The organism is Caldisphaera lagunensis DSM 15908, from assembly GCF_000317795.1.
Lineage (GTDB): Archaea > Thermoproteota > Thermoprotei_A > Sulfolobales > Acidilobaceae > Caldisphaera > Caldisphaera lagunensis.
In genome coordinates, this window is record NC_019791.1 from 778,027 (window position 1) to 804,375 (window position 26,349).

General features: G+C 30.7%; 25 protein-coding genes. 13 read left to right on the top strand and 12 right to left on the bottom strand.

Translation table 11 applies throughout. The features are described 5' to 3' along the window. Positions 1-13 precede the first annotated feature (13 nt). Positions 14-700: a PHP-associated domain-containing protein gene (locus tag CALAG_RS03855; RefSeq protein WP_172633882.1), complete on the bottom strand. Its 687-nt coding sequence runs from the start codon at positions 698-700 to the stop codon at positions 14-16. A 473-nt stretch (positions 701-1,173) separates the two neighbouring features. Between CALAG_RS03855 and CALAG_RS03860 the strand changes: the two genes are divergently transcribed. After that, positions 1,174-2,298 carry a glycosyltransferase family 2 protein gene (locus CALAG_RS03860; protein WP_015232432.1) on the top strand — a complete coding sequence of 375 codons (1,125 nt, stop codon included), beginning with the start codon at positions 1,174-1,176 and terminating at the stop codon, positions 2,296-2,298. Here the strand turns inward: CALAG_RS03860 and CALAG_RS03865 are convergent. Further along, positions 2,293-3,192, bottom strand: coding sequence for a metallophosphoesterase (locus CALAG_RS03865; RefSeq protein ID WP_015232433.1), 900 nt, complete (start codon positions 3,190-3,192; stop codon positions 2,293-2,295). The genes CALAG_RS03860 and CALAG_RS03865 overlap by 6 nt on opposite strands. Before the next feature lie 160 nt (positions 3,193-3,352). Between CALAG_RS03865 and CALAG_RS03870 the strand changes: the two genes are divergently transcribed. From CALAG_RS03870 to CALAG_RS03885, 4 genes are all read left to right on the top strand, one after another. Continuing rightward, positions 3,353-4,522, top strand: coding sequence for a PLP-dependent cysteine synthase family protein (locus CALAG_RS03870; protein ID WP_015232434.1), 1,170 nt, complete (start codon positions 3,353-3,355; stop codon positions 4,520-4,522). 133 nt (positions 4,523-4,655) lie between these two features. Further along, on the top strand, positions 4,656-6,083 hold the full coding sequence (locus tag CALAG_RS03875; protein WP_015232435.1) for a SelD-related putative sulfur metabolism protein: 1,428 nt from the start codon (positions 4,656-4,658) through the stop codon (positions 6,081-6,083). A 9-nt stretch (positions 6,084-6,092) separates the two neighbouring features. Next, the gene (locus CALAG_RS03880; RefSeq protein ID WP_015232436.1) at positions 6,093-6,356 is read left to right on the top strand and encodes an acylphosphatase; all 264 of its coding nucleotides are present in this window, start codon (positions 6,093-6,095) and stop codon (positions 6,354-6,356) included. 10 nt (positions 6,357-6,366) lie between these two features. Continuing rightward, complete coding sequence (locus CALAG_RS03885) at positions 6,367-6,612, top strand: sulfurtransferase TusA family protein (protein WP_015232437.1); 246 nt, start codon at positions 6,367-6,369, stop codon at positions 6,610-6,612. On the opposite strand, the gene CALAG_RS03890 is transcribed toward CALAG_RS03885, so the two are convergent. Next, positions 6,607-7,041 (bottom strand): HIT family protein, encoded by a 435-nt coding sequence (locus tag CALAG_RS03890; RefSeq protein ID WP_015232438.1) that lies wholly within the window; start codon positions 7,039-7,041, stop codon positions 6,607-6,609. The genes CALAG_RS03885 and CALAG_RS03890 overlap by 6 nt on opposite strands. Positions 7,042-7,110: 69 nt before the next feature. Between CALAG_RS03890 and CALAG_RS03895 the strand changes: the two genes are divergently transcribed. Then, entirely contained in the window at positions 7,111-7,371 is a 261-nt protein-coding gene (locus tag CALAG_RS03895; protein WP_015232439.1) for a DUF504 domain-containing protein, read from the top strand. Then, on the top strand, positions 7,371-8,729 hold the full coding sequence (locus CALAG_RS03900) for a BUD32 family EKC/KEOPS complex subunit (RefSeq protein WP_015232440.1): 1,359 nt from the start codon (positions 7,371-7,373) through the stop codon (positions 8,727-8,729). Before CALAG_RS03895 ends, CALAG_RS03900 begins: the two co-directional genes overlap by 1 nt. On the opposite strand, the gene CALAG_RS03905 is transcribed toward CALAG_RS03900, so the two are convergent. Next, a complete protein-coding gene (locus CALAG_RS03905; protein ID WP_015232441.1) occupies positions 8,715-9,665 on the bottom strand; it encodes a winged helix-turn-helix transcriptional regulator in 951 nt (316 codons plus the stop codon). The genes CALAG_RS03900 and CALAG_RS03905 overlap by 15 nt on opposite strands. Before the next feature lie 98 nt (positions 9,666-9,763). On the opposite strand from CALAG_RS03905, the gene CALAG_RS03910 reads away from it, so the two are divergent. Next, on the top strand, positions 9,764-10,894 hold the full coding sequence (locus CALAG_RS03910; RefSeq protein WP_015232442.1) for a tryptophan--tRNA ligase: 1,131 nt from the start codon (positions 9,764-9,766) through the stop codon (positions 10,892-10,894). Between the two features lie 244 nt (positions 10,895-11,138). On the opposite strand, the gene CALAG_RS03915 is transcribed toward CALAG_RS03910, so the two are convergent. From CALAG_RS03915 to CALAG_RS03940, 6 genes are all read right to left on the bottom strand, one after another. Continuing rightward, the gene (locus tag CALAG_RS03915; protein WP_048816726.1) at positions 11,139-11,534 is read right to left on the bottom strand and encodes a CopG family ribbon-helix-helix protein; all 396 of its coding nucleotides are present in this window, start codon (positions 11,532-11,534) and stop codon (positions 11,139-11,141) included. Between the two features lie 34 nt (positions 11,535-11,568). Further along, positions 11,569-11,973, bottom strand: a complete 405-nt coding sequence (locus tag CALAG_RS03920; RefSeq protein ID WP_015232444.1) for a metal-dependent transcriptional regulator — start codon at positions 11,971-11,973, stop codon at positions 11,569-11,571. Between the two features lie 42 nt (positions 11,974-12,015). Continuing rightward, entirely contained in the window at positions 12,016-13,368 is a 1,353-nt protein-coding gene (locus CALAG_RS03925) for an NAD(P)-dependent malic enzyme (RefSeq protein ID WP_015232445.1), read from the bottom strand. A 109-nt stretch (positions 13,369-13,477) separates the two neighbouring features. Then, positions 13,478-14,023 (bottom strand): acetate uptake transporter, encoded by a 546-nt coding sequence (locus tag CALAG_RS03930; RefSeq protein WP_015232446.1) that lies wholly within the window; start codon positions 14,021-14,023, stop codon positions 13,478-13,480. Positions 14,024-14,074: 51 nt separating this feature from the next. After that, positions 14,075-16,048, bottom strand: coding sequence for an acetate--CoA ligase (acs, locus tag CALAG_RS03935; RefSeq protein WP_048816728.1), 1,974 nt, complete (start codon positions 16,046-16,048; stop codon positions 14,075-14,077). 262 nt (positions 16,049-16,310) lie between these two features. Further along, entirely contained in the window at positions 16,311-17,291 is a 981-nt protein-coding gene (locus CALAG_RS03940; protein WP_157463187.1) for an amidohydrolase family protein, read from the bottom strand. Positions 17,292-17,489: 198 nt separating this feature from the next. Here CALAG_RS03940 and CALAG_RS03945 point away from each other — a divergent pair, with 198 nt between their 5' ends. Next, positions 17,490-17,825 (top strand): hypothetical protein, encoded by a 336-nt coding sequence (locus CALAG_RS03945; protein ID WP_015232449.1) that lies wholly within the window; start codon positions 17,490-17,492, stop codon positions 17,823-17,825. Then, a complete protein-coding gene (locus CALAG_RS03950) occupies positions 17,770-18,633 on the top strand; it encodes a hypothetical protein (RefSeq protein ID WP_015232450.1) in 864 nt (287 codons plus the stop codon). The genes CALAG_RS03945 and CALAG_RS03950 overlap by 56 nt, the downstream gene beginning before the upstream one ends. A 12-nt stretch (positions 18,634-18,645) precedes the next feature. On the opposite strand, the gene CALAG_RS07930 is transcribed toward CALAG_RS03950, so the two are convergent. Then, complete coding sequence (locus CALAG_RS07930; protein WP_015232451.1) at positions 18,646-18,816, bottom strand: hypothetical protein; 171 nt, start codon at positions 18,814-18,816, stop codon at positions 18,646-18,648. Positions 18,817-19,099: 283 nt separating this feature from the next. On the opposite strand from CALAG_RS07930, the gene CALAG_RS03955 reads away from it, so the two are divergent. The 3 genes from CALAG_RS03955 (at position 19,100) to CALAG_RS03965 (ending at position 23,596) form a co-directional block, all read left to right on the top strand. Beyond that, positions 19,100-21,814: an ABC transporter substrate-binding protein gene (locus CALAG_RS03955; RefSeq protein WP_015232452.1), complete on the top strand. Its 2,715-nt coding sequence runs from the start codon at positions 19,100-19,102 to the stop codon at positions 21,812-21,814. 46 nt (positions 21,815-21,860) lie between these two features. Then, a complete protein-coding gene (locus CALAG_RS03960) occupies positions 21,861-22,760 on the top strand; it encodes a DUF2797 domain-containing protein (RefSeq protein ID WP_015232453.1) in 900 nt (299 codons plus the stop codon). 107 nt (positions 22,761-22,867) lie between these two features. After that, positions 22,868-23,596: a nucleotidyltransferase family protein gene (locus CALAG_RS03965; protein ID WP_015232454.1), complete on the top strand. Its 729-nt coding sequence runs from the start codon at positions 22,868-22,870 to the stop codon at positions 23,594-23,596. Here CALAG_RS03965 and CALAG_RS03970 read toward each other — a convergent pair whose 3' ends face one another. Further along, positions 23,597-26,329: an ABC transporter substrate-binding protein gene (locus tag CALAG_RS03970; RefSeq protein ID WP_015232455.1), complete on the bottom strand. Its 2,733-nt coding sequence runs from the start codon at positions 26,327-26,329 to the stop codon at positions 23,597-23,599. Positions 26,330-26,349 lie beyond the last annotated feature (20 nt).

A 26,349-nucleotide genomic window follows, 5' to 3' on the forward strand; every position in this document is an offset into this window, starting at 1 on the left:
TAAATAAAAATTATTAATACAAGGCAGAATTATTTTTCTTTATTCTCCGATTTATGCTCCATTTTAATACATTAAATATGGTTGATATTTTCATATAGTTAATTGTAGGAGAACATTTTCCTTTCCTAATTGAGTTTATAATATTATATACATCACAATCAGTAGTATCTAATCTAGTTGGAGATGTGCCCAATTCTTGTATTATATGGGCATCGCTTCCGCTTGTTTTTGGTTTAGAAAATTTTTCTGCTAATTTCATAGCTGGTTTATTTAAAAAGGGTATACCTCTTGGATTCCATACCTCTATTGCATCAAAATAGTTAGGATACTTTTTTAAATAACCTCCTATGCTTTTTCTTCCTACATGGAAAGGATGTGCAGCTATTGTTATACAATTATTTATGCTTGCCCAATCGTGTAATAGTGGAGGTTCTCTTGGGGGCTCTTCGTAGGGAATCTTTTCACATAAAACCAATACATCACCTTTTATAGTTCTAACCTCGTTTGCTGGAATTACTGTTATATTCAGGTCCAATTTCTTTGCTGATTCAATGGCTATAGCAGACCCTCTGAATGTATTATGATCAGAAACTGCTATAGCAGACAGTCCTAAATATACTGCTCTTAATATAATTTCTTCAGGAGTTGATTTACCATCACTAACTAAGCTATGCGAATGAAGTTCGGCAAGACATGGCAAAGTTTTTAACACCGTATTATTTTAGTCGTGTAAAGTTTATTTTTGTATTCTTATTTCTATTTTTATTTTCTTCGAAAAAATTATTATCTCCTTATACAAAATTTTAATGTGATGATGTAATGTATAAGCTGAGCAAAAGCTATGAAGATGGAACCGATTACTGATTTTTTTAAGATCTTAATCAATACAGATAGATTAACTTTTACGTTTAATTAATCATAATAAAATCAATTTATTTGATTATGTTAAAAATTTGAAAGTATAACATCTCTACTAAAAATTTAATTCTAAAAATTTATTATTTTGTGGCATGATAGTCCAAATCTATGATTATTATATACAATTTAATTTCTAAAAAATAAATTAAATAAGTGAATTGTATAAATAATATTAATAAATATTCACTATTAATTTTTAATATATACAATATAATTTATTATCATAGTATGAGATAAATTAATTGTGAAGAGAGAATGATAATATTTCAGGGAATACTATCAATACTGCTAATAGGAATAATCATAATTACATTATTAGGTATAAGGTCATTGAATAGAAGTATGAAGTCGTTCAGAGAATTTAATGGTGTAGGAAAAAGAGGGGTAACAGTTGTGATGGCAGCAAGAAATGAACAAAACAAAATTGGTAAAACTCTTGAAAGTCTAGTAAAAGTTGATGATAAACTAGAAAAAATAATAGTTGTAAACGATAGAAGTACTGATAATACTAGAGAAATAATAAAGAAATACATGGAAATTGATAAAAGAATAGAACTGTTAGATATTGATAAGGTCCCAAAATCATGGGTGGCTAAATCTTACGCATTATATAATGGTGTAAAAAGGGCAAAATACAATAATGCCTTGCTATTCCTGGATGCAGATATAGAAGGAGATATGCAAAGAATTGTAAATGTTGCATCAAATATAAAGGAAGGAGAATTATATACATTTATGCCATATTTTGAAACGGATAATGTCATATCAAACTCATCACAATCATTTTTATCTGCATTATTACATGGATACTTTGGCTATGATAGGAGCGTGAATAAAAATAGTAACTATAGCTTAATGTTTGGCTGTTGTTGGTCTATAATGCCATACACTTATTATGAAGTTGGAGGCCATGCTTCTGTTAAATCTGATTTAATGGAAGATAAAAATTTTGCAACTAGAGCGAAATCTATGGGAGTTAATATAATACCTATAGATGGAAGAGATTTTATAAAGACTAAATCGTGGAATAACGTTGATGATATAAAAGGATTATTATCAAGAATATTTTTTGATTATGAGAAAAATCTTAGTAATCCAATTAATATTTATTTGCTTGCCATAGGTTTAATATTATTATTTTATCTACCATTAATTTGGATTCCATTAATACTTATTAAACAATATTTATTATCATTTATATCATTTATGACCTATATGATAGAAAATATATTCTTTTATTTAGGAGGCTTAACCAATAAAATTAAAAAACCTTATAGCCTATTATACTTTATACCAGCATACCTATTAATAACAGGATTTATAGAAGCTAAACGTAAGGGGGTTATTTGGAAAGGGGAAACTTATAAAATAAATTCATAATTCAACAAATTCCACTTCATCTTCATAAATAATTATTGAACCTGCTCTTCCTAGATGATACCTACTTGAAAAAACTGTGATAACACTACCATATAATTGATCTTTATAGAATTTTTCATTATTTTTTATTTTGCTAATAAAATCCCCATCGTTTTTCCATATATGAAATCCATCAACTGTTTCATGACCTCTAATTATTAGGTTTACATTATTTTCTTCCATAAATTTCTTCCACGCTTTTTTACCATAATAGTAAACTCCATCACCTCTCATATAATTTGGCTCAAACCAATCTATAGAACCGTCAGGATCATTCCATGCCATTTGTAATATTACATTATCTTTGAATTCTAAATATTCTTCTTTTCCTTTAATATTATTGAGGTGTTGGAAGTAATTAATTAAATTTATTTGATCTTCCTTATTTTTGCAGTCAATGCATGGTACTCCTCCATGTACAAAAAAGACATCATTAATTATAATTGATATAGGCAAATTAGAATAAAATTGATTAATTATATCTAAACCTTCTCTGCCAATTTTTGATAGCAATTCTTCATAAAATCCATAATACATATTCATATCGAGGCTTTCATGATTTCCTCTAAGCAATACTATTTTATCATTAAAATCTACCAATAAGTTAAAGATTTCATTCAAAACTTCTACACCCATATGACCTCTATCGACATAATCTCCTAGGAACACTAATTTATTTGCTGATACCTCTTCAGCAATTTTCTTAAATCTATCAAGGCTATCTAAAAAGCCATGAATGTCTCCTATTATTGCTAAAGGATATTTGCTTTCTATTTTCTCGAAAATTGGTCTTTTTTCTAAAATATTAATTGTTTTAAAGAGATTTTGTAAAAATTCTTTTCTATTTACATTCATATTTACACCTTTTTTAATTTTAAAGACGAAAAGTTTTTAATATAAATGATAAGTTGCAAATATTTCAATTTTAAAGACTAAAAATAATGAGATTTAGAATTTTTAGACCTATGTATTTAATTCTAAATGGGAAGGAATTAGATAGAAATTGGTGGCAAATTTGGCAAAGATTAAAGAATTGGATAGTTTGATTAGCGATAGAGTTGAATTTAACATAATTATTGATAAAATAAAAGAGCTCTTAAGGAGCGGAACCCAAAAAGAAGCAATTTTAATAAAAGGAAATAAGGTTATTAAAAATCAAGAAATTTATTGGGCGTTAAAATATTTGGGCACAAAATATGCAGCAGTTTCTGAAAATGAGGAAAATGTTAATGTTTCATTAGATTTTTTAGCTCTCTATGATGAAATATCCGATCCAGGAATTAGAGTATATAATAATGCAATAGAATTGATAGAAAAGGATAAGCCTACTCCATTAGTAAAGTTAAATGGAATAATAAATGATGAAAAAATAAAAATTTGGGGAAAACTAGAATGGTATAATCCGTTTAGTCTCAGCATAAAGGATAGGACTGCATGGTACATAATTTTTAATAATTTAGATAAAATAAATAATAAAGAAAAGATTATAGAAGCAACATCAGCAAATACCGGGATTTCATTATCTGCTATATCATCGATTTTAGGCAAAAAAACTAAAATTTTAATGCCCAATAGTTCTCCTGAATATGCTGATAAGATGTTAAAGATTTATGGATCTGAAGTAGTGAGGGAAGGAAATAGTACAAATGATTTGATAGAAAAAGTTAAAAAAATCGCTCAGGAAGAGAACGCGTTTGTCCCCGATCAATTTTCAAATATATTTAATGTTTTAGTTCATTTAAGGTATACTGCTAAAGAATTAGATTATCAAGCCATCTATGGGAAACTAAGGCTAAAAGGCATTTTCGCATCAATGGGAACCGGAGGTCATATTGCTGGCATATTATTATATTTCCATAATAAATATAATGGAATAAAAGTATTTGGTGTACAACCAATGGAAAATGGATCAATTCCGGGCATCAAAAAGCAAGATTTTAATAAATGGTGGAGCATAAGTGAATTACCAGATAAAGTATTTTCAGTTAGCTTTGATGAGGCTGTAGAAATGATTGTTAAGACTGCAAGAAATAATGGAATAATTCCAGGTATTAGTGGAGGGGCAGTTTTAGCTGGATTTAAAAAAGCTTATGAGCAAGGGATTTTGGAAGAAGGAGATTATTCATGTATTATACCTGATAATGGTATTAAATATCTTGATGATATTTATGAGGAACTTTCTTAAAAATTGATTAGAAGATGATGGATTTGTGAATTCATTCCTGATCTATATGTAGAGTAAATTTATTTTTAACGATTTGTTCTCTATATAGGAAATACTTAAAAACTCTCCACCGATTTAGTAATAAGGGATTAAAATGAATAGCAGGAGAGATGTATTGCTAAATAACATAAGGCAAAGGTTATCTTATTATAGAAATTTGGGTGCAGATCCATTATCTTTAGCAACAGGTTGTGCAGTTAAAGTTGATTTATTGAAAGTAGTATATCCAGCTATGGAAAAAATAAGACCATATTTGTTATCAAAAAATTTAAGGATTGCCGAGAGGGAAGATGCTGATATATTTTATGCTGATCCTGAATCTGTAGAAATAAAAAGGAAAGTTCTGCCATTAGGAGAAAATGTAGATATTGATTACAAATTTGACAAAGAAATAAGAGCAATTATATTAATACAAGTATATCAGCTATCAGCAAATGAGCCGGAAAAATTCATTAAAAAAGTTTTACCAGCTTATGAAAGCATCTGTAATTGTGCTCCATTAATAAATCTAGGAAAGGGGCATTCCATTGTAACTCCTTTCAGAGAAGACGAATTCATGTTAGCAGATTTAATTTCATATGATAAAGGTGATAAGCTGGTAGCAGCTAATAATGATACGATGCATATAATAGATCCTACAAGCCTGCCATCAGATTATAGACAAGTATCAGGTTCTCTATCTAATTCTTTAAACGATTTATTTGTAGTTGGAGCATATAATAATTTAAAGATTGCTCCAGTTTTGAACGCTCCTTCAGATGAGCTTAGAGAGGAATTATACAAAAATGCTAAGAGATTTGCCAATGAAGTTGGGGCAAAATTACTTGATATAGAGCAACCTAAAAGGGGAAGGCTTTTGCTTGGAGCAACTGTCTTATCTTCTAGCAATAAAAAACCCCCAACATTCCATGATAAGGCTGATAAAGGAATGAAAATTATAACAACAAGACCATTGGGAGAGCTATCACCTATAACGACTTATTTATCAACAGCTATAGATGAGAGCATAATAGATGAATTAGAGAATAAAGGAATTGATATAGACCAATTAGAAAAAATTAAGGAGAAGGCAGTTAATATAATATCTTCACCAAATAAAGCCATGGCTGAAGTGATAGCAAAGTATTTACCTGATCTAAATGAAGAATTTTCCAAAGAAAAACACATAGTATCAGCTACTGATGTAACTGGGCCTGGGATTTTAGTTGTATGGGAACAATCAAAATTAACTAACACTCATATAAAATTGTTTGATTTTCCATTACTTTTCCCTGAAATATCAGAATTCGCTACTGAAAACTTTTTGATGCCAAATGCAACAGCCGGTACCAATGGGGGTTTCATAATTATAGCCCCAGAGGAGATACACGAAGATTTGATTAAAGATTTAAAATATAAAGGTTACGATCCATACATTATAGGAGAAATTGTTGAAAAGGGAAAACAACAGGTTGATGCGCCGAAGAAAATAAAGAAATACATCTTAGATCAAGAAATTATAGATAAATTTAATTTATATTGAGGTGGTTTAATGGAAATTTGCCTAAAGATATTAGTAAATGGTCATGTTCAAGGTGTTGGATTTAGACATTTTATATGGTCAAATGCTAAAAAACTGAATTTAAAAGGATATGCAAAAAATCTTCCTGATGGTAGAGTTGAGGTTGTAGCAAGCGGCTTAAATGATTCGATAAATAAGCTCATAGATATAATAAAAAATAGTTATTTTGACATAGAAGATATAAAAGTAGAGCAATTATATAACTGCTCTTTTGATGATTTTAGAAAATTTTAGGGTGAGATTTATGAGAAGTATTGATTTGAGGAACCTTGATTGTCCTGAACCCATGTTTCTTGCATATAGAGAGTTTGGAAAAATGGGTCAAGGAGAAGAAGTAGAATTTATAATGGATAATGAGGTATGTGCTTATAATTCATATAAACTAATTAAAAATACTGGCAATGCTTTGGTAACAATTATGACTGATTACAATGGTTTATATAAATTGCATGTTATTAAAATTAAGGATTTTAGGACGAGCATTTTATAATTGTTTCAGATAATCCTTAACTACATCGATGTGATTTGATAGCATGTTAATTACTTCATTAGCCTCCTTCTCATTTAATTGATGACGTCCGCTTTTTTTAAATCCGTCTTGATCCCATCTTGGTATTACATGAACATGAAAATGAAAAATAACTTGACCAGCTGGAGATCCGCTATTGGTAACTACATTAACTCCAGGAGCATTTAGATTTACTCTATAAATTTTTGCAAATGCAGATGCAGTAACCCAAGCTTTTATCAGCGTTTTTACTGGCGTATCTTGGATCCCTTCATGATGTTCTTTGGGGATAACTAATAAATGGCCTTTCGATATGGGGTTTATATCGAGTATTGTCATTATATCATCATCTTCATAAATTATATAAGCGGGTTTTTCTTTCTTTGAAATTTCGCAAAATACGCATCCCATTTTTCCACCGAGATTAAATATAATGATCAAATATATTAATCTAGTTAGTTTATTAGATATTGGTGTAAAATGGCTAAAAAAAGAAGTAAAATAAAAGACATAATAAGCAAAGCAATATATTCTGATAAAAAAGAAACATATACTATTACGTACATAGATAGAACTAATGATTATGGGATTAGATTGCTGCAAATAACAACCGATGAGGTCTTTGCTGTTAGCAATTGGGCAATAACATTAAATGATAATGAAACAGTTATTCCAATACATAGAATAGTTGAAATTAAAGATAATGATGGTAAAATTTTATGGAAAAAAGGTGTTAAATAATGGAAGGCGAAATAAAGGGAATTAATTACAAAATAAAAATTGTTAATGGTTTTAAATTACCAACATTTGAGAATAATACTCTAGTCGTTGGTGATTTGATATTTTCTGCTGATGTAAAGTTAAGTACGTTGGGTGATGTTGTTTCAGGTCTTTTAATACCACCTGTTGAATATGATGATACCATAAAAAGTCTAGTTGAATATTATAAGTTAAGGGTAACAATTGAACAGGCATATGAAATTTCGCAAAGATATGGAGAATTGGCAAATAAAATTAGAATTCCTATAGAGTTTATACCATTATCTAGAATGCAACCTTTAAGAAATATTTATTCATGTATATTTAATGATGTAATAGATAAAATAGGTGTAGAAGGTTTAAGGAAGGAATATGAAGACTATATAAAAAATATAGGTAGTAATGTAAATGGAAATATAAACTTAAATTTTGACCTGCTAAATATAAGCACTAATAAAATTATGGGAAATATAGGAAAAAATGTTATACTAGGATTTTTAACTATGTATTCTGGGAATAATTTTAGTATCGGAAAAACATGCAAACCAAACGAATTAATAGAAAATCCTTATTCTTTATTGTCTCTCCCTGAAGGTAGTATATTAAATTCATGTAATGATTTAGATAATTATATAAAAAATATTTTAGGGTATAATTATTCCTGTAAAAGGCCTGGTCTTTTGTTTTCTAGTCAAATTTGTGAAAACGATAAAAATAAGGTTGTAATTAAGGAATACATGTATGGTACATTAAAATGGTTCATGGCTGGAGCAGTTTCTGCTTCCATATTTCCATTTAAAGAGACACCATTAGCAAGGCTAGGAAATGAATATAATTCTCTTATAGATTTAAGGAAGATTGTTAATACTCCAAAGATATTATCCATATGCATTGATAAATATGAATATAAAATGATGAGGGAATTCATTAAAGGCGAAGTAGTGTTGAAGAGCAAGAATCCATATGTATGGAGTGATTTAGGTAGCACATTAGCTTTAATACATAATAATAATAGAACTCTAGGAGACTCAAATCCAGGAAATTTTGTTGTAACAGATGAAGATAAAATGACTCTAATTGATGCTGAACAAGTTAGCAATTATACTCCTAAAAAAGCTGCTTGGGATATTGCTGTATTTTATGCATATGCAAGAACTTTCCAGGCAAACTCAAGGCTTGTTAGGGAAGCTTTAGGATCTTATGTAAACTCTAGACCAAAAGATGAATGGAAAAAGGTATTAAATTATATTAAAGGACCTCATTTAACTATGTTGATGACTCCTTTACCCAATCTTCTAACAGAATTGAGACTAACATTAAGGGAATTAGATAATGACTGATTGCTCAATTACATTATATGGTAGGACAACGTTTCTAATATTTGATAGGTTTTTCTTAAGATAATTTTTATCAGGTTCCTCGAAAAAAGTGTAGTTTTTAACTGATTGTTTAACTAAATCCAATGGCATCCCAATTAAATTTGCATATCCATCAAGATTTGTCATTTTAAATGTACTTATCGTTTTTGAAAATATTTTTGTTATTTTTTCGTATTTTTCACTTAAGGATGCATTTGCTCCTAATAAACAACAAGTATCTAATTCACATGAAATAGTCTTTATGTTATTTCTAGATGCTATAGATAAATAAGGTTCCCAAAGAACTCCATATCTAACGTGCCCACTTACAACCTTATTTAATATTTCATCTCCACTATTACTATAAATTCTTGGTGTTTCTAATTTGTTTATTTCAGCGCATAATTCCATTGATGACATCATTGATGTAGAATGACCTTCTTTTCCACTAGGATTCATTGCTATACCGCTACCCCCACCACTTCCTCCACCAATTATGTGAACCATACCTTTGCTAAGCCTATTTATTGCGAGCAATGATATTGCAGGATTCATTGCTAATTGTATCTTACCAGTTGATAAGTCTACAGCTTCCTTAAAAGCATTATCATAAACTACAATGTTAACATGGTCAAAAATATCTCTTAATCCTTTTACAAAATTTAATATGTATGGATATTCACTGGCTCTAAGAATTCCAATGCTTATAACAGGGTTCTTTTGATCGTTGATTAAAATTATTGAAACCCCTCCTTGATTCTTTATATTTATAAGTCCATAATATTCAAGTTTTTTAATTCTTTTATATATCATACTTTTGCTATGCTTTACATTTCTCGCAAGCTCAGATAAAGTAATTGGCATATATTCTTTAATGTAGTTGTATAATTCGAAGTCGAATTCGTCTAGTTCTTCCATTTTTCCACCTTAAAAAACAGTTGTATTCTAAGGCTAAAATTTTATATAGAAATCTAAATATTTATTTCTTGAAGATATGTTATAAAGAGGTGCAATAAATGTCTGAAAAAAACGAGATAAAATTAGATCCATGGGGAAGGCCTGATATTAAAGATTATAGTAGGCTTTATGATTTATTTGGTATAAGACCATTTAACGAAGTAATAGATAGAATGAAAAAAGATAACATAGAGTTGAGCCCATTTATTAAAAGAGGCATAATATTTGGCCATAGAGATTTTGATAGTAAAATATTGAAAGCAATTGAAAATAAAGAAAAAGTTGCAGCTATGACCGGTTTTATGCCTAGCGGTAGATTCCACTTTGGACACATGATGACTGGGTTAGAATTAATTTATTTCCAAAAACTAGGTTTTAAAATATTTGTTGGTTTAGCAGATGCGGAGGCCTATGCAGTTAGGCATTTGCCTAGAAAGGATTTAATTAGAATTGGTATAGAAGAATATGTTGCAAATCTTATTGCATTGGGCCTAGATCCTAAAGAAACAGAATTCTATTTCCAAACTAATAGGAAAGGTTCTTATCATTCATTAATTCAACTATTTAGCTCTAAGATAACATTTAATGAATTAGAAGCAATTTATGGAGACATAACTCCAGGGAAAATTGTTTCAGCTTTAACGCAAGCTGCAGATATTTTGCATCCTCAATTACCAGAATATGGTGAATATAAGCATGTAGTAGTTCCTGTTGGTGCTGACCAAGATCCACATCTAAGGTTAACAAGAGATTTGGCTGATAGATTTAAAGGGGACTTAGATCTGGAGCCGCCTGCTTCAATATATCATAGACTTATCAGGGGATTAGATGGAGGTAAAATGAGCAGTAGTAAACCAGATGTAACGATATTCTTAACAGATCCAATAGATCAAGCAAAGAAGAAATTTATGTCATCATTAACCGGTGGTAGGAATACAGCTGAAGAACAAAGAAGATTGGGAGGAGAACCTGAGAAATGTCCTGTTTATGATCTATATTTATATCATTTAGTTCCGGATGATGTTGAATTAACTGATATATATAAAAGGTGTAAATCAGGATCAATGTTATGTGGAGAATGTAAATTGTTTGGTTCAGCCCGTTTAGAAAAGTTTTTAACAGAACATCAAAAGAAACTAGAGAAGGCTAAGGATATCGCATGGTCTATCGTTGAAATTCCTAAGATTTAAGATTCTGACATCCTTCCTACCCTAATGGGGGGCATTATCTCATCGATTCTTATTATACATGTAAAATTAGTGAAGAAAGTTGAGGAATGGTATATTTATCTCATCATTGAAAAAGTATTTTTCTAATTACAGGGACACCAATTGAGGGTATTTGAGAAAGAAATCCTGCAACAGTTTTAGCTGAAGATAAGCTATTAAAAGGTATCTTCTTTTCTGGTTCTAAGATAAAAAATGTGGGGGTAGTTTACTTGTTGTAACTATCAACATTAACTAAAGGTATATATCTGGGTTGGCATTTTCCTTCTTTTTCTAAGTTCTTTTGTAGTTCAGCAATTTTTTCTGATGGACCCGAAACAAAAAGCAATTCTATACAAATATTATTTTCATGTGTGTGGATATAGGTTTTTGCTACATCCTGAAATCTATCAATGGCTTCTTTTGCTGCTGTTTCATCTTTGCAAGAAATTATCATAACACCAATACAATTATGGGGAGTTAAGTAATGCTTATAATCATTGATAAATGTCTTAACTGCTTGTTCAACAAGATCGCTTCTGTTTGTGTCCAATTGTTTTGATAATTTATTTAAATTATCATATAGATCATCAGGTATGCTTATACCAAATCTCTTCTTGGACAATATTCTCATCACTTTAAGCTATGTTAATTAAAAATTAAAAATTTTTATCAGATACACATTTATTAACAAACTCTTTTAGTTTCTTTACTGCATTATCGCTTATTTTATGTTCCAATATACATGCTATATCTTCGCTTTCTTTTTCATCAACTCCTATCCTAATTAGCAAATTTTTGATCTCATTTTCCTTTTCTACTATTGAAGAGGCCAATTCATTACCTTTGTTTGTTAATCTAACACCTTTATAAGGAAAATAATATATGTAACCATCTTTGGCTAATTTTTGCATTGCTTCCGTTACGCTTGCCTGAGTAGTTCCTAAACTTTTAGCAATATTTCCAAATCTGATCCAATTATTATTTCCTCCTTCTTTAAGGATTGTCGTCAAATATTCTTCTAAACTTATAGAGATCCCCCTTCTTTTTATATGAACAGACACGTTTTCCCCCAGTTTTAAAAAAGAAGTTAAACCTTATGATTTTTACTTTGTGTAGTCTATTAATGGATCTTTAATCAAGCCTCTTTGATATACTGTTTCTAGCTTCTTCCTTGATAATGAAATCATATATGTAGCATTATCTAATTCTTCCTTATATGTTGTTGTTTTTCTAGCAACCCCTTCTTCAACTGCCTTTACAGCAACTGCAGCAGCAACCCTAGGATATACTTCCCATTCTTCCATTGTTGGAACAATGTAATTTTCACTTAAGCCCTTTTCTTCAGCAAATTTAGCAATTTCATATGCAGCAGTTATAGCCATTGTATCGCTAATTGTTTTTGCCCTCACATCTAAAACTCCCCTAAAGATAGCTGGAAAAACCAACGAATTATTTATCTGATTTGGAAAATCACTTCTCCCAGTAGCTACAATCTTTGCCCCAGCCTTTTTTGCATCTTGTGGCCATATTTCTGGTACAGGATTTGCTAATGCAAATACAATTGCATCCTTATTCATTTTAGAAACCCATTCCTTCTTTAACGTATCTGGCCCAGGTGTACTTGCTGCAATAACAACATCTGCATTTTCAAATGCTTTATCAATTGTTGAATTTGGTGGTAATCCCCCACCCTTTGTTTCTATTGCTATATCATATTGCCATTTATTACTTATCATCAATTTATCTATATTGGGCATCTCTGGATGCAAGATACCATTTTTCTCTACTACTACTATATTTTCTAGATCTGATTTAATGCCCTTTAATAGCCTATAGAAAGCAGTATTTGCAGCCCCAGCTCCCACTATTACTATTCTAACATCTTTAATTGATTTCTTAACGACTTTTAATGCATTAATGAGACCTGCTAAGATTATTGTTGCTGTTCCTTGTTGATCATCATGCCATACAGGTATTTTTAGCCTTTTTCTTGCCTCATCTAATATATAAAAACACTTAGGACTCTCAATATCTTCAAGGTTTATACCACCATAACTTGGCTCAATATCTTCCAAAAGTTGCAAGAATCTATTGGGATCTCTTGCTCTATGTACTAATGGAACTGCATCAACTCCACCTAAATACTTATAAATTAATGCCTTCCCTTCCATAACAGGATAAGCTCCTTCAGGCCCAATATTACCCAAACCCAAAACTCTTGTCCCATCACTTACAACAGCTATTGTATTCCATCTAGATGTTAATTCAAATGATAAATCAGGGTTTTTACTAGATAATCGTGATGCTTCTGCAACACCAGGTGTGTACCAAATAGCGAAATCTTTAAGCCTTCTAACAGGAACCTTAGGTATTATTTCTATCTTACCTCCATAATATCTATGTAATTCAACGCTTAACTTATACCATTCTGCAGTTGCAGATTCTCCTTCAGACACTAGATTAACACCCTAATATATTAAATGAAAATTAAACGTAAAAAATTTATTTCTTATCATTTAATTTTATAAAAAATTAAAAAAATGATTAATTAAAATTAAAAAATGATTATTCAGGGACAACAACTTTTCCTTTTACTGTATTAATGACTATAGCCATAGATAAATATACTGCTGATATACCAGTTATCAATCCTATCCAACCGGCTGCTTTCAATATCATTGAACTAGTTGAAAAATCAGCAGCGGATAGTATAAAGAATGTGATAAATAATAAGGTTAATACAATACTTAAAACTCTTGCTTTAGCTAATATAGCTCCAACATCCATATATAGCGTAAAAATACCCCATAATAGCATCCATAATCCTAATTCAGAAGAACTGACATGTAAGCCCAGAATTAATGCTAATGCTAAACCAATCCAAAATAGGCCGTATCCGCTAAAAGCTGTCCCGCCAAATGTATCGTTTCTCCTAAAAGATATCCATCCTGCAAAAACTTGAGCTAGTCCTCCCCATGAAACTGCATAGCCTATTGTCAATCCAGTTGTTGGTATTATACCAGCATTGGCTAAACTTAATGCAATAGTAGTAAGACCAAAACCTACTAAACCTAAAGCCGCCGGATTCCCCCAAACTTCCTCTTTACTCATATTCATCCCACCTCATAATTTTTACAAAATAAAAAATTTCAAAATAAAAAATTACTTCATACTAAGCTTAAACTCATCCCATGCTCTTTTGAGCTCATCGACAGACGTGGGATCTTCTAATGTTGAAACATCTCCAACAGGTCCATTAGTTAGTATTGCCTTAAGAACTCTTCTCATAATTTTACCGCTTCTTGTCTTTGGCAATTTCTTTACGAATATTATAGCTTGAGGCGTTGCTATAGGGCCTATTGTTTTTCTTATCACATCAATTAATTCATTTTTAAGATCATCTTTTGGATCTACTCCTGTTTTTAATACAACAGCTGCTATAGGTACTTCTCCCTTAATTGGATCTGGCACACCAATTACTGCTGCTTCTGCTACTGCAGGGTGTTTAAGTAATGCATCTTCCATTTCGATGGTTCCTATTCTATGGCCTGCTACTTTTAATACTTCATCCGCTCTGCCCAATAGCCAGAAATATCCCTCTTCATCTTTTACTGCATAATCACCAGCATAAAATAGACCTTGATATTTGCTGAAATATGTTTTAACATACCTTTCCGGATCTCCCCAAATTCCTAAAGGCATACCCGGCCATGGTTTCTTAATTACTAAATATCCTTTAACTCCAGGAGGAGTTGGATTTCCATTGTCATCTAGCACATCTGGCAAAATCCCTGGTAATGGATACGTTGCTGAACCAGGCTTTAATGGAACAAGTCCTAGATGTGGCGAAGGGGCTATCATAGATGCTGAAGTTTCAGTCATCCACCATGTATCTACAATTGGGCATTTTCCTTTTCCTATAACATTAAAGTACCAATCCCAAACATCTGGATTTATAGGTTCACCAACTGTACCTAGTATTCTTAATGATGATAGATCATGCTTTTTAACCCAATCATCACCATATTGCCTTAGCAATCTTAAAGATGTAGGAGAGGTATAAAGAATTGTTACTTTATATTTTTCAACAATGCTCCATGGTCTATCAGGAGCTGGATATACTGGAGCACCTTCATACATGACTTCAGTTGCTCCGTGCATTAAAGGTCCATATACAATATATGTATGTCCTGTTATCCATCCCACATCTGCAAAGGTCCAATGAACATCTTCAGGTCTTATATCCCAGTTCCACTTAAACGCATGATATACATAAGTCATATATCCTCCAACAGAATGCATTATACCTTTTGGTTTTCCAGTTGTACCGCTTGTATACAAAATAAATAGGATATCATCGCTTTTCCTTGCAACTGGTTTAACATATGTATTATCTGGATATTTGTTTACCAATTCGTGATACCAATAATCTCTCCCTTCAGTAAACGGTATTTCGCTTCCTAACCTCTTAACAACAATAACTTTTTCAACATTAACTCCTTGATTTTTAGCCAACATAATTGCTTGTTCTACATTTTTCTTTAATTCTATAGGTTTCCCATTTCTTGGATACGAATCAGCCGTTATCAAAACCTTGGACTTTGCATCAACTATTCTTGTTGCTAGAGCTTCTGGGCTAAATCCTGAAAATACTACGCTATGCATAGCCCCTATCCTTGTTATTGATAACATAGATATCGGTAGTTCTGGGATCATTGGTAAATAAACTGTTACTACATCATTTTCCTTTACTCCTAAATCAATTAGTGCCTTGGAAAATTTGTTAACTTCCTTATATAAATCTCTATAAGTAATGACCCTAGCAGTTCCATCTTCTCCTTCCCAATAATATGCGACCTTATTAAAAGTTACAGTATTTTGCCATCTATCTAATGCATTAAGATTTATATTAGTTTGACCTCCAACGAACCAACGATAAAATGGTGGGTTAGAAGAATCTAATACCTTATCCCATGTTTTATACCATATAAGTTCTCTAGCTTTCTGGTCCCAAAATTCTTCAATATTATCAACACTTTTTCTCCAATAATCTATATAAGCATTATGATAAGGAAATCTCTTATCCTTATAAGGAAGATTCTCAATCTCGCTCAAAAGACCCGCCTCAGTATACATTAACTTACACTTAATAGTATATTAATTTTTCTATGTTAAAAATATATATTGGTGTTCAAAATATCTAATATTTATTAGATAAATTAAAAATATAAAGATATTAACACTTAGAAAAATTTTTGTGATTTTAAATTAGTGGGATATTTAATGGAATTATTTTTATATGAAACAAAAATAAGTAAGCATCAAAATTTTTTATTTAATTAAAGAAGCGGAAATAATCTAAAATAAGTTTTTGCATCAATATTTATAATAAAATCATTCATGGATTAATAAGGTCATAATTTTGAGAAAGACACTCTATATCAAATATAGATTCAGCATTTTCATGCGCAAACTTTTCAAGATCCCTTTTAGATATACCACTACTTAAGAGAGTTAAGAATACATCTTCCATATAATTTCTAGGATTGGCATTGCTAACTGCAGGATAATCAGATCCATACATAATCCTATCTCTTGGAAACATCTTCATTACGATAGGTATTAGTTGCACTGGTAATGCTGAAGTATCAATATAGACGTTAGGATATTTTTTAACCAATTCTAATGTTTCATCAATAAATACTCCAGGAGCTATAGCGCTATACCCTCCTGCGTGAGCAATTATTATTTTAGCATCTTTATATTTATTTAGAATACGATCAAGTTTGCTGGGATCTCCATATTTACAGAATTTTGGTAGTTCCCATATGCCTGGGTCACAACCTCCATGTATTGTAACCGGTAAACCTTTTTCATTAGCAACCTCTATTGTTGCTTCTACAGATGGATCGTCTAGATGTTTAAAAAACAGGGTAGATATTATTTTAAATCCCTTAAATCCCTCATTTAATGACCTTTCTAATATTGTTGATAGTACGTCAGGCTCTAATGATAAATTTGCTGGAAACAATACGGTAAAATTTGAAAGGGCAGATATTTCTTGATGCTTAATAAAATGGCAAAAACTTTCAGAAATCTGATGGGCCATTATAAATAGATTTTCTGGTGTTAAAAAATCCTTAACTTCTTCAGCAAATTTTTCAATAAGATATTTGGTTCTTTCATATTCTGTTAAAATGTCATCATAAGATACCTTTAATAACAAGTCTTTAAAGGGGGGAATACCTAAGATTACCGCTCCGCCTATTCCAGAATCTATTAATTTTCTAAGGTATTCATTTACATCCTTTGCATTTTTCATTACAGGGCTGTGTACGTGGGCATCTATTATGCAGGATACTGGTATGTCAGCTTTCAAGTATACTACCCAAATTTTATTCTTCACCAAACATTTTAAGTTTAACGTGGTAATTAAAAAATATAGGAAGTTTTTATTATGAAAATTTTATATAATCCAATACTATGTATACTATGTAAATGTTGAATTTGTATTAATAATTTAGTTAAACGAGTTAAAAGGGATTGCAATAGACATTAAAAGTGAGCGGTGGCATAGGTGGAAGAAAAAATACCAGGAAAACAATTAAACAGGAAAATAATGTTAAAATTAATGAATGCTATTCAAGAAAATAAGCCACCTTATAGTTTAACTAGGCTAGCTGATTATATGGATGTTCCCGATTCAACTTTAGAACCTTATTTTAGGTTATTAAGGGATAACAAATTTGCAACAGTAGTATTAGATTTTTCAAGAAAAATTTTTAGAATTAAAATTAACATTTGCTATTGTAAAAGGAAAGTGGTTAGATTCGTCGCCGCTCAAAGATTATTGGCTAGTGGGAAGATTTCATACATCTATAGGAACAATATTAAATTATTATTTTCCAATTAATGAAAAAGAAGCCATTGAAAAATTAAACGAAATAGCAAATGGTAGTGTTTACCAATTTGATGATATGTATATTTCAAGACCAAATTGGCTATATTATTATGATTCTCAAAATGATAAATTGTATGATATAAACACAATATATAAAATGTTAGATAGTCACCCACCAATCAATATCGATATTCCAGATCCAGGTAGAAGGCCTGATGCATTAGATGTTTTAATATTGTCTGCATTAGGTGCAAATGCTATAGATAATTATAGATTGCTTATAGAGGCATTTAAGGGGCCTAGTCCAATAAAAAAGTTTAAACCGTATTCATCGTTTAGATTTCATTTAAAGCATGCAAATTTATATTCAAGAGGTGGTGCATTTTTACCAAAGATTGGATTAAATTCATTTAATCTAAGATTAGATGAACCAATGCCTTTCACTTCAGGATACGTTTTATTAAAGGGTTCTAGTAAAAATATAAGAAGCCTCTTTAAGAGATTATTGGCTTTTCCTTTTGTTGGTCAAATTTTTTTAGGTAGTAATTCAATATATTTTAACTATGTAATTCATACAAATTATTTTGATACAACTATCGTTAATGAATATAGACAATATGATTGGGATGAAATTATACAATTTAATCTCTTAGGGCGGGATATAAAAGAGAGATATTTATTGCCATTTAGAGAATATGATCCTATATTAAAGCAATGGATACCTAATAGTAATTTAGATGAAATTGTTAGAAAGAAAGCCAAACTATCAGATTTTGAAAAATGGTATAATGAACATTATTTAAATGAAAAAAAGACCTAAATTTTCTCAATGTTATACGAATATGTCGTCATCTCCAGTTACTGGATTGATTGCTTGTAAATGTGCCTGTGTTGTTGCTGGGTGCCCTAGATGAAGGCCCAATACCAGGCTTATTATAGCAATTATAGCAGGCATAACTGATAAAATTTTCATACCATACCTCTTAAATCCTCTTATACTCATACTTTCTCACCACATCCTAGTAATATACGAGTTCTTCATGAACTATTATTCTTTATTTCGGATATTTTTGAGAGTATTACGGAGAAAGATTTATATAATGTAATACTTTTTTGTTTTATTTGTAAAATTATTAGAGTCTTATTAAAAGTAGGAATATTGAAAATAACATTAAATGTAATTACACCTCATATGCTTTAAAATATCCTCATGTTTTTCCATTATGAACTTTTCATGTAGTATTTATGCATTAATTATCTATAGGTAACATGTCTGGTGAATACTAATGGGTACCCGTGAAAATATGCGTTCCATTTCAAAAGGTATAATTGCTGGTATTGTAATAATTGTAATAGTAATAATAGGGATCGGGGTATATTTTGCAACTAGAAAATCATCCGTTTCTACATCAACAAAGACATCATCAACTTCAAGTATCCAACAATTATCTGCAGTGTCTGTGTCAACAAACACATTAATTGCAGGCTCAAAAGTTAACTTTTATTTACCTAATTTCCCATCAGGTACTAAATATGCCATATTATACACGGGAGATGGAAATGAAATAAATGTAACTTCACAATATGCATCTTACGTATACAAATATCCTGGTAGATATTTAGTTATGTACAATGTTTATTCAAGCAAAGGTTCTTTAATAGGTGGTTCATATCAAAATTTGATAGAATTAACAGTAAGTCCAAACATAAGCGATAAAATAGCTCCATTAATTACAGTTCCAACAATTACATTTAATTCAACAGAAAACCCGACAGCACCCTTATTTAATGTATCTCAAAAAATTTATTTGATAGGAAGCTTTTTGCAACCACCATCTGGTCAAAACATGACAATATATGAATATGTATGGAACTTTGGTAATGGAACAATAAAAACAATATTAGCAAATCAAACAACATTATTACCTGAATATAATCCAGTTGTTGTTTATAATAAACCTGGTTTATATGCTGTATCATTAACAATAATAACTAAAAACGTTTCATCTGGGAAAACATATAACTATACAACATATCAAAGCATTGCAGTATCAGGTAATGGTCAAACTTACGCATTGATGTCCGTTTCAACAAAGATACCAAATCCAGGAGTAATAGAAGTTTCTGAAAATGTTGCTGGAGGTCCATATAGCTTTGATCCTCAAATAGATTATGAAACTGTTGGTGGGGAAGTTATTTTAAACATATATTCTACATTAGTTATTTATAATGGTTCATCAACAACATCTTTCCTACCAATGGCAGCAGCTTATTTACCAACTGTTGGTAATTGGTCAAACATAACTGCTAGATATTTATATGGAGCAATTTCACCAAATTATACAGTTTACATATTTAAAATAAGACCTGGTTTGTATTTCTCTAATGGAGATCCATTAACAGCATATGATGTATGGTATTCATTTATAAGGGATATATTATTTGCAGGAGGAACACCTCCAACACCAGGTTGGATATTAACACAATACCTCATACCTAACTATTCTGCTGGTACGTTTGTAATAAAAGCACCAAATGATACACAAGGATTTGATGAAATAATGAATGCAATAACTTATAATAACCAAACAGATACAGTAACTTTCCATCTATATAAACCAACAGCTCCACAATTCTTATTTACTGCATTAGCTGATCCATTAGGTGCTGGTATATTGGATGCTAAATGGTTAGAACAAATAGGGGCAGGAATTAATTTCACGCCAGCTGGATTTTATTCATATCAACAACAAGCAAATGAAGGTAATTATAATACACAAGTACAATGGAACCCAATATCATCTGGACCATACATGATCAAATCTTATACCCCTGGAGAAAGCGTTGTTTTATCACCAAATCCATATTGGCCTACAAATATTTCATACATACCAAAACCAAATGATACTGTTATAATATATTGGGTTAAAGATCCCAACACTGCATATGAAATGTTTGCATCTGGACAAGCTGATATAGTAACTGGTTTACCATCTAACTATATACCTATGATTCAACAAATGGAAAGCAAAGGACAGGCATCATTATATGAATTCCCAACATTATCAGAATTTTTCTTTGAATTTAATTCAAATATTAGTCAATCAATGCTATCTTCATTAAACCCATCTTATCATATTCCATCATATTACTTCGCAAACCCATTGGTTAGAGAGGCATTTGCATATGCATTCAACTATACACAATACCTAAATGATATAGTAGGTAATGTTAAATATCACTTTGACTTTGCAAGTCCCTATTGTGGAGTTATAATACCTGGTTTACCCTATTACATTCCACCAACAGAGCTAACAGGTTGTCCAACATTTAACTTAACATATGCAAAACAATTAATGGAAGAATCTGGATATTATAATATATCAGTATACTTCCCAATAATTGTACCAAGTGGTGATACTGTTGATTTCACGGCAGCATCAATGTGGGCACAAGCATTGCATAATATTGATCCAAACATAAATGCTGTTCCACTGTACGAACCATTTTCAACTATAATATCATATCAGGTTCCAGGAGAAAATCCAATGCCAATATATTATCTAGGTTGGCTAGCTGATTATCCATTAGCAAGCGATTTCGTTAATGCTATGTACTTAAATACATCAACTTATCCATCTGTAAATGGTTTTAATTCACAATATTTTGCTAATCTAAGCAAATATTATGCTTCACAAGGAAATACATTCTTAGCACAATTATATGCTAATGAATCTAATGAATATGCTGAATTAAATAATTTAATAATAATGGCTGATAATGCAGCTCAAAGTGGTAATACTACATTGGCACAAACACTTTATAAAGAAGCTGAGCAATTAGGAATAAATCTGTATATGTATGTATACACTCAACAGCCAAACCAATATTGGATAATTAAGCCATATATGCATGGATTCAATAATCAAATAAGCTATGAAGAAAATCCAATGATAGGAGGAGGGGCCGATTCTTTATATTACTGGTGGGTTAAAGGATAAAGAATAAATTTTTATTTTTTTGCTATATCTTATTTTTTGATAAGAAATGTTTGAAAGAGTTATCTTAAGATTAGTTAAGAAAAAAATATATAATGAAGTCTATGAAGAAGTATACCCTGGTAAAAATGTTTTATTTGGTAATGAGATATTTACTATAAAGACTTATGATTCTGATTTGGAATATTTATTAATTCAAAAAATTGGTTATCCTGAAGTCTATAAATACAATGGAACTATTAAGCTTATAACTGAAAATATAAATAGCTTTTGTGAATGGCATAATGGTCCATTAGATGAGGTTGATGATCCAACAAAAAGATTTTATTGCCCAATATCTTCTGAAGGTTTCTGCAGCAAGCATAAAAGAAGTGATAGGGCAATCTATAGCTTATGCTTATCTTATAGAGGAGAAAAAGCTTTAGAGGCATGTAAAACTATTGATAAAAAAATTACCAAAGGGGAATATATAGTATATTTGATTGATTATGGAGGACAATTACCAAAGGTAGGAACAACAAGAAAATTTAGATTGTTGGAAAGAATAGCTGAGCAGCCTCATATAATAGCTACTCAATTGTATTTAACAGATAGTTTATATAAAGCAAGATTAATGGAGATGAATATATCAAAAAGCGGTTTAGCAAATGAGTTGTGGAGACATAGATGGATTTCTACAGAAAACTTGTATAATTCTATTATTAAGATTAAGGATATGGCTGATAAAATATTAAAGAAATTTGATATCAAAGAGGAAATAAAGCTATTCAGGATTAGACAGCCTAAAATTAATTTTATTCAAGGAGATTTAAGTAATAAAGAATTAAAATTAAACGGAGCGTGGGGAGGTTATTTAATACTATCAGATATGAAATATAATTATATATATTCAGAATCTCAACTATTACATAAAGATAGTATTTTAATTAATAATGAAATAAAATTGTAATTTAGGTTATAAATAATTAGAAACATTTTACAAATATAAATCATTTGTTTATTTTGCATTTATATATTTGTTTATGCATATTTTAAATATTGAAAGGTGAAAAAAGTTTGGATTTAACTGCGGTTATTCCAGCGGGTGGAGAAGGTTCTAGATTTAAACCATATACAGATATAGTTCCTAAGCCAATGATACCCCTGGGTGAAGAAGAAAAACCAATTCTAGATTACATTGTACACCATTTATCAAGAAATGGATTTGAACATATAATCTTATTGGTTAACTATAAATGGAAATATATAAAGAATTATTTTCAAGATGGTAATAGATATAATTTAAAAATAGATTATAGTATAGATGATGATAAATATAGTAACACTGGTGGATCATTATTAAAGGCATACAAAAATAACTTAATTAATTCAGATCCTGTTTTAATATGGTATGGGGACATACTGGCTAATCTTAATCCTAACGATATAGTAAAGGTTCATAAAGAAGAAGATTTAGACGCACTTCTTGTTGTTGCAGATAAATACCAAATTCCCGTTGGAGTGGCTGAAATAGATGAGAATAATAACATTGTTCGCTTAAGGGAAAAGCCATGGTACGAAATAAAGGTAACGATTGGTATACTCACTTTAAATGTTGATGTATTGAAAAGCATAGAAAACGCTTTAGGAACTAAATTCGATATAATGGGAGATTTAATTCCATACATGATAAAAAATAAGAAGAAAGTTAAAGCTTATATCTATAATGAGGAATGGATCGATGTAGGTAGTTTAGAAAGGTATAAAAAAATTGATGAAAAAATTTTAAAGAAAGTTATTAGATAGCTATTTTTCCCACCACCAATAAACTGAATCGGTGGCAGCATTTGTTAATGGATTTTCTTCCCATGATATTTGATTGTTATAACCATGTATATATGGTTTTATAACCCACATATTTGTAGGTTGAATTGTGTAAACATACATATATAAATTGATCGTTAATTGATCGACTTCTTTATATAACTGCATGGCTTCACTTGTATTACCAGCAACCTCAGCTTTCATTGCTTGCAGTGTTAAATTATTCAATAAAGAATATTCATTACTTTCATTTGCAAAAAGATTTGCCAAATACGTATTGTTTTGAGAAGCGAAATAGTTACTTAATTGACTCAAATATGTTGAATTAAATCCATCTGGGGCAGCATAAGGACCTCCTTCTTCTATCATTCCTTGGGCGAATTCAAGAGCTGTAGGAGTGCCTGGCGACCATCCCATATAGAAAATTGGCATTGGATTTTGGCCGTATATAGAATCATATGCATACATTGTAACAAATGGCATATATAAAGGAACAGCATTTATGTTTGGATCAATATTATGCAATGCTTGTGCCCACATTGATGCTGCCGTGAAATCAACAGTATCACCACTTGATACAAAAATTGGGAAGTATACGGTTATGTTATAAAATCCAGATTCTTCCATTAATTGTTTAGCATATGTTAAGTTAAATGTTGGACAACCTGTTAGCTCTGTTGGTGGAATGTAATAATCAAGACCTTGTATTAATATGCCACAATAAGCATTACCAAAGTCTATATGGTATTTTTCGTTTCCTACGATGCTATTTAGATATTCCGTATAGTTAAATGCATATGCAAATGCTTTCCTAACCAATGGGTTTGCAAAGTAGTATGATGGAATATTGTATTGAGGATTAATACTTTTTAGCATAGAAGTGTTAACATTTAATGTATATGCAAAGAAGTTTTCACTAAAGGTGGGATATACATAAATGGTTGCTAAACCTTCAGATTCAAGGTTTAAAATAGAAGGTGTATAGCTTGAAGGTATGTTAGTCAATATATCAGCTTGGCCAGATGCAAGCATTTCATATGCAGTGTTTGGATCTTTAACCCAATATATTATAACAGTATCATTTGGTTTAGGTATATCGGGTATATTTGTAGGCCAATATGGATTTGGTGATAAAACAATGCTTTCTCCAGGAGTATAAGATTTGATCATGTATGGTGCGGTAGACATAGGATTCCATTGTACTTGTGTATTATAATTCCCACCATTGCATGTTTGTTCATATGCATAAAATCCAGCTGGTGTGAAATTAATGCCATCCCCAACTTGTTCTAACCATTTAGCATCATATACCGATGCTTCCGATTCTGTTAATATACTAAAGAAAAGTTGAGGATTTACTCTTTCTGTTAAATTAAACGTAACAGTATTAGTATCATTATTATAAAACACAGAATTCATTATCTCATTAAATCCATTGGTATCATTAGGAGAGGTTACAATTGGCATGAATTCACTATAATTTGGTATTAAGTATTGTGCTAACGCATATCCTGGTGTAGGTGGTACACCTCCAGAGCAAAGAAGGGATCTTATTATTGAGTACCAGACATCATATGCAGTTAAATTATCTCCATTTGCTGCTCTCAAATTTGGTCTTATTTTAAATGTGTACATAGAATAGTTGGGGGCTATTCCTCCATAAACATATCTTTGAGACCAATTACCAACAGTTGGTATATACTCTGCTGCCATAGGCAAGAATTTTGATGTACTAGAGCCATTATATATAACCAAAGTAGAATAGATATTCCTTATTATTTCTTCACCAACAACCTCTAAATCTATATCTGCATCAAAGCTATATGGACCTCCTGGAACATTTTCTGCAACAATTATTGTACCTGGGTTAGGTATGTTTAGATTAGATGAGAATATTTTAAACATTAAACTATTATTAGATACTGCAATAGTTTGATATGTTGTATAGTTATATGTTTTCCCAGATGAAACGTTTTTAGTTATTACTGTTAATGATACAGCATATAATCCTGGTGAAGAATAAGTTACATTAACTGGGTTTTCTTCAGGTAATAATGTTGTTTGGTTTGCCATAACAGTCATAGTTTGACCATTACCAAAGTTCCATACATATTCATATATAGTCATGTTTTGACCAGATGGTGGTTGCAAAAATCCTCCTGATAAATAAACTGTTTGGCCTGTTGAGAAAATTGGTGCTGTTGGATTTCTTGTTATGTTAAATGTAATTGTTGGAACTGTAAGGTATTGGGATAAGTTTAATGGTATATTAGGAGTAACAACTAATGTAATGAGATTGCTTGATGAACTACCATAGATTAAACCGTTTTGATATACTTCATAGTAAAGCATATACATACCTGGATATTTATATAATACATTTACATAATTGCTAGTTGAATTCAAAACGCTCCCATTACCAACATATATTAAAGCATAGCTTCCTTTAGAGCTTGTATACCCAGGTAAGAAAACGCTTATTGGATTATCTGCTATAACTGTTAAAGATGCAGGAGATGCTGGTTTTAATGAATTTAATGTGGATTGAGTTTGAGTTGATGTTGATGATGTGCTTTTACTCGATATTGATCTATAATAGTAAAAACTAAATAGTATTCCTATAACAACCACAACCAATATAATTAATAATACAATAAGAGACCTAGAGATTGATTTCCTATTCCACGAATAACCTACTTCAATAGGCATCGCCATGAATAAATTTCCTTAGGGGT

Coding starts and splice junctions, on each gene's coding strand:
- CALAG_RS03860 (WP_015232432.1), top strand. CDS start 1,174: ATGATAATATTTCAGGGAATACTATCAATACTGCTAATAGGAATAATC.
- CALAG_RS03865 (WP_015232433.1), bottom strand. CDS start 3,192: ATGAATGTAAATAGAAAAGAATTTTTACAAAATCTCTTTAAAACAATT.
- CALAG_RS03875 (WP_015232435.1), top strand. CDS start 4,656: ATGAATAGCAGGAGAGATGTATTGCTAAATAACATAAGGCAAAGGTTA.
- CALAG_RS03880 (WP_015232436.1), top strand. CDS start 6,093: ATGGAAATTTGCCTAAAGATATTAGTAAATGGTCATGTTCAAGGTGTT.
- CALAG_RS03885 (WP_015232437.1), top strand. CDS start 6,367: ATGAGAAGTATTGATTTGAGGAACCTTGATTGTCCTGAACCCATGTTT.
- CALAG_RS03890 (WP_015232438.1), bottom strand. CDS start 7,041: ATGGGATGCGTATTTTGCGAAATTTCAAAGAAAGAAAAACCCGCTTAT.
- CALAG_RS03895 (WP_015232439.1), top strand. CDS start 7,111: ATGGCTAAAAAAAGAAGTAAAATAAAAGACATAATAAGCAAAGCAATA.
- CALAG_RS03900 (WP_015232440.1), top strand. CDS start 7,371: ATGGAAGGCGAAATAAAGGGAATTAATTACAAAATAAAAATTGTTAAT.
- CALAG_RS03905 (WP_015232441.1), bottom strand. CDS start 9,665: ATGGAAGAACTAGACGAATTCGACTTCGAATTATACAACTACATTAAA.
- CALAG_RS03910 (WP_015232442.1), top strand. CDS start 9,764: ATGTCTGAAAAAAACGAGATAAAATTAGATCCATGGGGAAGGCCTGAT.
- CALAG_RS03930 (WP_015232446.1), bottom strand. CDS start 14,023: ATGAGTAAAGAGGAAGTTTGGGGGAATCCGGCGGCTTTAGGTTTAGTA.
- acs (WP_048816728.1), bottom strand. CDS start 16,048: ATGTATACTGAGGCGGGTCTTTTGAGCGAGATTGAGAATCTTCCTTAT.
- CALAG_RS07930 (WP_015232451.1), bottom strand. CDS start 18,816: ATGAGTATAAGAGGATTTAAGAGGTATGGTATGAAAATTTTATCAGTT.
- CALAG_RS03955 (WP_015232452.1), top strand. CDS start 19,100: ATGGGTACCCGTGAAAATATGCGTTCCATTTCAAAAGGTATAATTGCT.
- CALAG_RS03960 (WP_015232453.1), top strand. CDS start 21,861: ATGTTTGAAAGAGTTATCTTAAGATTAGTTAAGAAAAAAATATATAAT.
- CALAG_RS03970 (WP_015232455.1), bottom strand. CDS start 26,329: ATGGCGATGCCTATTGAAGTAGGTTATTCGTGGAATAGGAAATCAATC.